Source organism: Saccharopolyspora sp. NPDC000995 (assembly GCF_053599315.1).
The window spans coordinates 1-7,022 of record NZ_JBSFLZ010000201.1 but is presented as its reverse complement, the minus strand read 5'-3'; the positions used below and the strand labels follow the sequence as shown (position 1 = coordinate 7,022).

Genomic DNA, 7,022 nt, shown 5'->3' with positions numbered 1-7,022 from the left:
GTCGTTCCGCGCCGAATCCCAGGTGACCACCTAGCTGCCCCGAATGCCTGGCCTGGGGCGTGCTCTATGGCGGCTATTGCCGCGCCTGCTATGACTTCCGGCGGCGTCATCCCAGCGCCGGCTGCGCGGCCTGCGGCCGGGTCGTGCCGCTGAAGAACGGCCACTGCCGGCTCTGCTGGCTGCAGGCCGCCTCGCTGGCCACGGATCCCCTCGTCGTCACAGAGGACGATCTCGCCCGGGTGACCTGCCACCAGCTGTGGTTCGCCGGCATGACCAAAATGCGCGGCCCGCGCTCCGGTGTCCGGCTGCGCGCCCGCCTCCGAGCCACCGCCGCACCTCTGCCACCGGCGCCGAAGCCGTTCGACAGCGGGCAATTACAGCTGCACCTACCAGGGGCCGGCCGGGCCTTCGACTGGGCCCACCACGCCGAACCCACCAGCCCCGCCCTGGTCCGCGCGCGCCGGATCGCCCAGGCACTGGGCCAGGGGCATGGCTGGAACGCCAAGCTGGCCGCCGAACTGGACCGGGCATTGGTCATTCTGCTGTCCGGGCACGGCGACGGCGAGCGGTTCCGCTACTCGGAGCTTGTCGGCGTGCTGCACCGCTATGGGGTCAGCATCAGCCGGGTCGCCGAGGTCCTCGCCGAGATGGGATTGCTCGTCGATGACCGCGTCTCGGCCTTCGACATCTGGCTGGAGGGAAAGCTCGCCGAACTGGCGCCACGCATCGCCGCCGATGTCCGCGACTGGGTGCAGGTCCTGCGGCACGGCGGGCCCCGCAGCCAACCTCGCAACCTCAACACCGTTCGTCGCTACGTGCGCGACGCCCACCCCGTCCTGGTCGAATGGTCCACGCGATACGACCACCTGCGCGAGGTCACCGCCACAGATGTCAAGGCGGTCGCAGACACCTTGCGCGGCCACCCGCGCCGCCGAGCACTCGGCGCGCTGCGCTCGCTGATGCGGCACTGTAAGAAGAACGGCACCGTCTTCGCCAACCCGGCAGCGCGAGTCCGCATTGGACACCGCGACGAACCAGTGATCCTTCCCTTGGACGCCAACCAAATCGAAGACACCACCCATGCAGCGACCACACCAGCGGCTCGTGTCGCGCTGGCCCAGGCCGCAGTGCACGCCGCCCGCCCCGAAGCAATCCGCAACCTGAAGCTGGACGACGTCGATCTCGGCAACCGGCGGCTGACCATCGGCCCCGTGATCCGCCCTCTCGACCAGCTCACCCACCAGCTCCTGTTGGACTGGCTGGAATATCGGCGGCGACGCTGGCCCGAAACAGCCAATCCCCACCTGATCATCAACAAGCAGACCGCGTCGACCACCCGCGCCATCAGCGGCAACGCGCTCATCGCGCCGTTCCGCCGCCGGGCAGCCAACCTGGAAGCCCTTCGCGTCGACCGGCAACTCGACGAAGCGCTCACCCACGGCCCCGATCCGCTCCATCTGGCCGTCGTGTTCGGACTCGGCGAGACCACCGCGATCCGATACTGCGCCGCAGCGAGACAGCTCCTCCAAACCCCAGTCGAGGAACACAATCCACCGGGATGACCACGAACCCAAGGGCCAGTTCGTCCCACATCCGCCGAACATCCTTGGGTTCCCGCCGAGAAACCCTCAGTTCGCATGAACTCCGGGCAAACCGTCGGCCCCTTCCCGAACGGTACGGGCGCCTTTCAGCGCATACCGCTCTCCAGTGGTCATTTCCGGGTGGTGACTGTGGACCGTCCGGCGTGAATGTCCTGATGGCATGTTTCGCACACCACGAGGGTCTTGCGTTTGCGCATCGCCATCAGACGCATCCACGGTGGCCGTTCTCGCCGTCCTGGCTTGTTGAGATCGGCGAGCTTACGGATGTGATGGACTTGCAGCCCTTCGGTTCCCTCGCACAATTCGCACTGTCCGGCCACGAGCCGACGAAGCAGCTCGTTGCGTTTGGCAGTGGCCATGATCGGTTTGAGATCGGTCACGGCAGCGGTGCGTTTGCGGATGAGCGGTATCCCGCCGAAGCGGGCGACCAGTGGTTTCCTACCTCGGTCGCGGTGCACGGTGACCTCGAAACACGTCCTGGACCCGTCAGCGGTGTCGATGCTCGCCTTGTACTTGCGGGCCATCTTCGTGACGGCGGACTTATGTTTCCCGGCCAGGGTCTTTAGCATGGATGTCTCCATGACCCAGCGCAGTTTTCCCAGGCGAAACACATCCTGGGCGAGAAGGTAGTACTGGACGAACCCGCGATACTCCGATCCGTACTTGGCGACGATCGTGTAGTCCTCGTCGTGCAGTAGCGGACCGCGCAGGGCGGGTTTTCCCTTGCTCATGTAGCGGGCGCAACGGCCCCGGATGACATCCCGTGGCACGAACAGGCCGATTGCGCCGTTGCCCGCCCGACGATTTCGGGTGATCTTCGTGTCGGCGCGTTGTGTCCTGATCTCGTAGCCGAGGAACCGCGCCGCCTGGCTGGTGGCGTGGGTGATCAGGTCTTGGATTCGGACAGTTCCAGCGTGAGTTCATCCCGCAGGAATTGGCCGATCTTCGACTTGATCTCCTCTGCTTCGCGCCTGGGACCGGCGAACCCGAGGAGGAAATCGTCGCAGTACCGCACATACCGCAGCCGCCGGTAACCGGGATCGTTCGGGTCCTGGCTGGGCAGGGTACGGCGCAGGCGGCGAAGCGCCCGCACCGTATCCCGGTCCCCATGCCGTGTGGCCTTCGCGATCTGGCTTTCCACGCTGCGGTATCGGGGGTTGGTCCGACGACGGTCGCCGCGGGTGTATTCCGGTATCAACTGTTGTTCAACGAACTGGTCGAACCGGTCCAGGTAAATGTTGGATAAGACAGGGGACGCGATTCCCCCTTGCGGAGCAACGCTGAGGGTGGAATTCCACTGACAATCCTCAAGATACCCGGCTTGGAGCATCCGGTTGATCAGTTGCAGGAACCGTCCATCATGGATCTTGGCCGCCAGCGTCGAGACCATGATCGTGTGATCAAGGCTCCCGAAGTAGTCGGCTAGATCTCCTTCGATGAACCAGTGTGTTCCCTTCCAGACTGAGACCACCTCGTCCAGCGCGGTGTGGCAGCCTCGACCGGTGCGGAATCCGTGGGAACGGTCGGAGAACTGGACGTCGTAGTACGCGGCAAGGAGCATGCGGACCACTTCGGCGACCAGCTTGTCCGACCAGGGTGGCATCCCCAGTGGGCGTTTCTTCCCGTTCTTCTTCGGGATATAAACCCGTCTGGCCGGTGACCACCGATACGACTCCGAGCGCAGCGCCTGGATGATCGTGTCGATTTTGGCCAGCGACATGCCTTCCACGGTCTCACTGGTGACCCAGGGTGTCATCGCACCCTTGTTGGAGTAGATGCGCCCGTAGGCCATTTTCCGGACTAATTTTTGTTGATCACGGCTGTTCGTTGGTCATGTTCGGTAGGAGTAGTAGGTCCGCGGTCAGAGCGCGGAGCACGGCCGCGTCGGTTTCGTGGCTGCCACAGTCTTCGCCGCAGGGGCAGCTGGTCCAGTGTTGGTGTCGGAGGTTGTCGCGGAAGACGGTGAGTGCGTCCTTGGTCCAGGCGAGGATGTTGCCCGCGATGGTGATGGTGCTGTCGTCGTTGACCGGTGAGGTCAGGGCGACGCCGAGGCCGGTGACGGCCCGGCTGGCTTCTTGCTGGTTGAACGTGTCGGTGGGGTCGGGGGCGGCGCTGTTGAGGGTGGCGAAGAGTAGTGCTTGACCCAGTGCGGCGATCAGTCGGCCGACCGCAGGCAGGGGCAGGTTTTGTTCGGGTGCGGCGTCGATGTGCGCATCGCGTTCTTGGATCTGTCGGTAGGTTTGGCGGGCCGTGTTGCGGCCCCACTCGTCGTCGAAGTAGTTGCGCAGTACGGTGGTTTCGGTGACGCCGATCTGGTTGGCGATGTCCTGGATGCGTTGTTTGAGTTCGGTGGCCACGACTTCGGGGGCGATGCCGCCGCCGAGCTGGCTGGTGGTGGTGACGAAGTCGGCGACGAGGGCCTTGAACTTCTTCTCGTTGCCGGTCACGCGTGGTGCCACTGTTTGTCCTTTCCCGTCGCGGTGACGACTGCCGTGTCGATCGTCTCGTTGTGGGCTGCCAGTGTTCACCGGTCTGCCGTGGGCGTTCCGGTCGGATACCAGGTCTGGTCAGGCCGCGGTGTTCCTCGCCTGGTCACGGAGTCCGAGGGCGGTGAAGCTGAGGAAGTCCAGGTAGGCATGTAGGCCCGTCTCAGGGTGCCAGCCACGCTGGGTGGTCAGGAACAGGGCGAGTTCGGCGCGGACTTGCGGGCTGGCGTGCCGGAAGAACTCATCGGTAAGTTCGAGAAGTCCGGTGAGGTGGTCGAACTCGTTGGCGTGGCCGGCAATATCCGCGTCCTCTGGTGGGATTTCGTTGGGATCGTGGGTGAACACGGCGGGTTTCCTTGGTAATGAGGGCTTTCTGGTCATTGGGAGTCGGTGATGACGGGCATGCCGAGGTTGACTGGGCCGGTGGGTTGGCGGTCGCGCATCCGGTCCAGGCTGACCAGCTTCCGCGCCGCGGCATCCAGGCTGACTTGAAGCCCCTGCACTTCGCCCAGCCAGCCATTCGCCTTGGCCTCGGCTATGCGTTCCTTGAGATTAGCGATGATCTCGACCAGCCGCGGTCGGGCGGTCGGGTCAAGCCGTAGGCTCGGACAGCGAATGCAAGCGAATTCATGCTGACACTTCGCGCCGTAAGGCCGACCGCACTCTCCAAGCTCCAGCTTTCGGGCGTGGAAGTGTTGCTGGAACTCGCGCCATTCCTCCTCGGTCGGCTCGCGGTATTCTTTGGTGGGCCGGGTGGCCCGCCGTTTGTCGAGGAACGCCCGGTAGGAACGGATGAGATCTTCCTGGAATACGGCCATGTAGGTTTCCGTGGTGCTCAGGCTTTTGTGACCGAGTAGTCGAGCTGCGATGTGCACGGGCAGCCCGCCGGCGACGGTTTCCGTCGTAAGCACCTTCGGAAATCGTGGGGCCGGTAGATCAACGGTTGGCCTGTGGCGTCTTTGAAACCGGCGGCGGCGAGCGCGCTGTTGATCAGTTTGTAGACCGTGCCGGGGCTGATCACCTCGCTGCGGGCGCCGCGGGCGCGTTGGAACAGGTGCGGCGGGCGTAGCCCGGTGGTGCGTTCGTGGTGGTCGTAGCGAGCGACGAGGGGGACGGTGCCGCCGTTGCCGGCGCGGAGCCGGGTGAGGATGGTGGCCAGGACGCTGGCGAGTTCCGGGTCCACCAGTAGCAGGCGTTCTTCGTTGCTCTTGGAGGGCACGATCTGCAGCAGGGGCACGATTTCTCTGGTGTCGGGCAGTTGGTAGGACACCAGCGCCAGGTGCGTGATCTCCAGCAGTTCTTCCAGGCGTACCCCTGACAGGCGCAGCGTTTCGATGATCGCCCACGCCCAGAACGCCTCGTCCTCGCGGCGGGTCAGGTTGATCGCCTCGCCGGTGACCAGGTTTGCCACCGTGACGGCAGGGCTGCCGTGGTGCCGGGCCGCCAGATCGGCGCTTTTGGGGGCGGTCCGGCGGTAGCGGGTGCCGGTGTGGTCGAACACCTCGCCTGGTTCGCACTCGGTGGCCGCGGCCAGCAGCGCGGTCGTCTCGGCGCGGCACCGTTCAGCGGCATCGGCCAGCGCGGGCAGGTGCGGCAGGCGCTCGCGGACGCGCTGATGCATCGCGGCCACGGTTTTCCTGCGAGTTTTTTCGTATCCGAGGGTGTCTGCCTTGCGCACCGGGCTGGGCACCGCCCACGGCACCCAGCTCGGGTCTTCCAGCGCCCACTGCTGAATGTCGAGATAGAAGGCGTGTACCCGCATCAACAGGGCGTGGATGTTCTTGCGCGGCCGCACCGTGCCATCCGCGGAGGCGACGACTCGGGCTCGTTCCTTCCACGCCTGGGCGACCTCGTCGGGCAGGTGGAAGGTGTCGATGCCGGGTGATGTCGTTCGATGTCGGCCCAGAAGGTGCCCACCAGCTCGCTCACCAGGTTGACCAAGGAGTTGTAGTCCAGCGCGGGGCGACGTTCATCGAGGTAACGGATGAACACATCACGGATCGGGCGGCAGCGGATGTCGTGGGCGTCGACCAACTCCGTGGTCGAGCGTGGGCCGCGTCGCAACGCGGATCGGAGCGTAAGGCCAGGCGGGGGTTGCCCGGTCTCACGGTTCATGCCCGAGCATGACGCGCCACCGGTTACAGGCGTCGTTCCAGCGGACGCGCATTTTCATCGTTGGGGATTGGGCTTCAAGCAATCCAGCCTTGGCCATATCGCACGGGTCTCGCGGCACCCCGCCCCGAACACCTTCAGACGGCCACCGCTTCCCTGACATGTGTTTTCCCCTCGCGGTTTCCCGTCCAGGTAGGTCAGGCGACCCAAGAACCTCCCTCCGAGTTCTTCCCGACTGCGCCGGGGATACAACGAAGCGCCTCACGGCGCACACCGTGCATGCGGTTCTCCCGCACACGGCTCACCGACGTCGTTCACCGCCGGCATTCAGCTTCTCCCGCCAGGGCTTGCCGGCCCTGGGCGAGACGACGATCCCGTAAAGCCTGATCAGGCCGAACTCGTTGGGCGTAAAGTTGAGCAACGCCCAGATACCGAAGTGTCGGCTACGGCGGTGGCGCTTGCTGATGAACAACGCGATACGCATCCGCACGTACTGTCTGATCTTGCTGAAACGCTCGGCCGAGTGCCCGTACTTGAGGAGGGTCGAGAACTGGCGCGGTGGCGTCGGTCGGCGGTAGGGCACGGGGCCGCTAATGGCCTCGCGGTTTCCCGTGAGGTCGTTCTTTCCCCGTGGCCGTGGCCCGACGTGTGCTCCGTGTCCAGCTCCCGCCCGTCAATCCGTGCATGACCTTCTCGGTCACACGGCTTACCGACGTTCTTCACCTGATAGCATGCGCGATGCGTCCGTACTGCACGGTTCCGGACAGCTTGACGAGGCCGAGCCGGTTCCCTGACCTGATCACGTGTTTCAGGCCGTGCCCGC

At 65.0% G+C, this 7,022-nt stretch carries 8 protein-coding genes; 1 reads left to right on the top strand and 7 read right to left on the bottom strand.

Annotated features, from left to right (window positions below; translation table 11 throughout):
* The first annotated feature begins 59 nt into the window (after window positions 1-59).
* Window positions 60-1,562, top strand: a complete 1,503-nt coding sequence (locus ACWDKQ_RS34310; protein ID WP_450142923.1) for an integrase — start codon at window positions 60-62, stop codon at window positions 1,560-1,562.
* A 149-nt stretch (window positions 1,563-1,711) separates the two neighbouring features.
* Here the strand turns inward: ACWDKQ_RS34310 and ACWDKQ_RS34305 are convergent, their stop codons facing one another.
* The 7 genes from ACWDKQ_RS34305 to ACWDKQ_RS34275 form a co-directional block, all read right to left on the bottom strand.
* On the bottom strand, window positions 1,712-2,332 hold the full coding sequence (locus ACWDKQ_RS34305; RefSeq protein ID WP_450142922.1) for an HNH endonuclease: 621 nt from the start codon (window positions 2,330-2,332) through the stop codon (window positions 1,712-1,714).
* A gap of 155 nt (window positions 2,333-2,487) precedes the next feature.
* A complete protein-coding gene (locus tag ACWDKQ_RS34300; RefSeq protein WP_450142921.1) occupies window positions 2,488-3,357 on the bottom strand; it encodes a reverse transcriptase/maturase family protein in 870 nt (289 codons plus the stop codon).
* Window positions 3,358-3,415: 58 nt separating this feature from the next.
* Window positions 3,416-4,060, bottom strand: a complete 645-nt coding sequence (locus ACWDKQ_RS34295; RefSeq protein WP_450142920.1) for a hypothetical protein — start codon at window positions 4,058-4,060, stop codon at window positions 3,416-3,418.
* A 108-nt stretch (window positions 4,061-4,168) separates the two neighbouring features.
* Window positions 4,169-4,432: a hypothetical protein gene (locus ACWDKQ_RS34290; RefSeq protein WP_450142919.1), complete on the bottom strand. Its 264-nt coding sequence runs from the start codon at window positions 4,430-4,432 to the stop codon at window positions 4,169-4,171.
* Window positions 4,433-4,464: 32 nt separating this feature from the next.
* Window positions 4,465-4,905 (bottom strand): hypothetical protein, encoded by a 441-nt coding sequence (locus tag ACWDKQ_RS34285; protein ID WP_450142918.1) that lies wholly within the window; start codon window positions 4,903-4,905, stop codon window positions 4,465-4,467.
* 17 nt (window positions 4,906-4,922) lie between these two features.
* Window positions 4,923-5,882: a hypothetical protein gene (locus tag ACWDKQ_RS34280; RefSeq protein WP_450142917.1), complete on the bottom strand. Its 960-nt coding sequence runs from the start codon at window positions 5,880-5,882 to the stop codon at window positions 4,923-4,925.
* A gap of 618 nt (window positions 5,883-6,500) precedes the next feature.
* A complete protein-coding gene (locus ACWDKQ_RS34275; protein WP_450142916.1) occupies window positions 6,501-6,782 on the bottom strand; it encodes a hypothetical protein in 282 nt (93 codons plus the stop codon).
* Window positions 6,783-7,022: the final 240 nt, after the last annotated feature.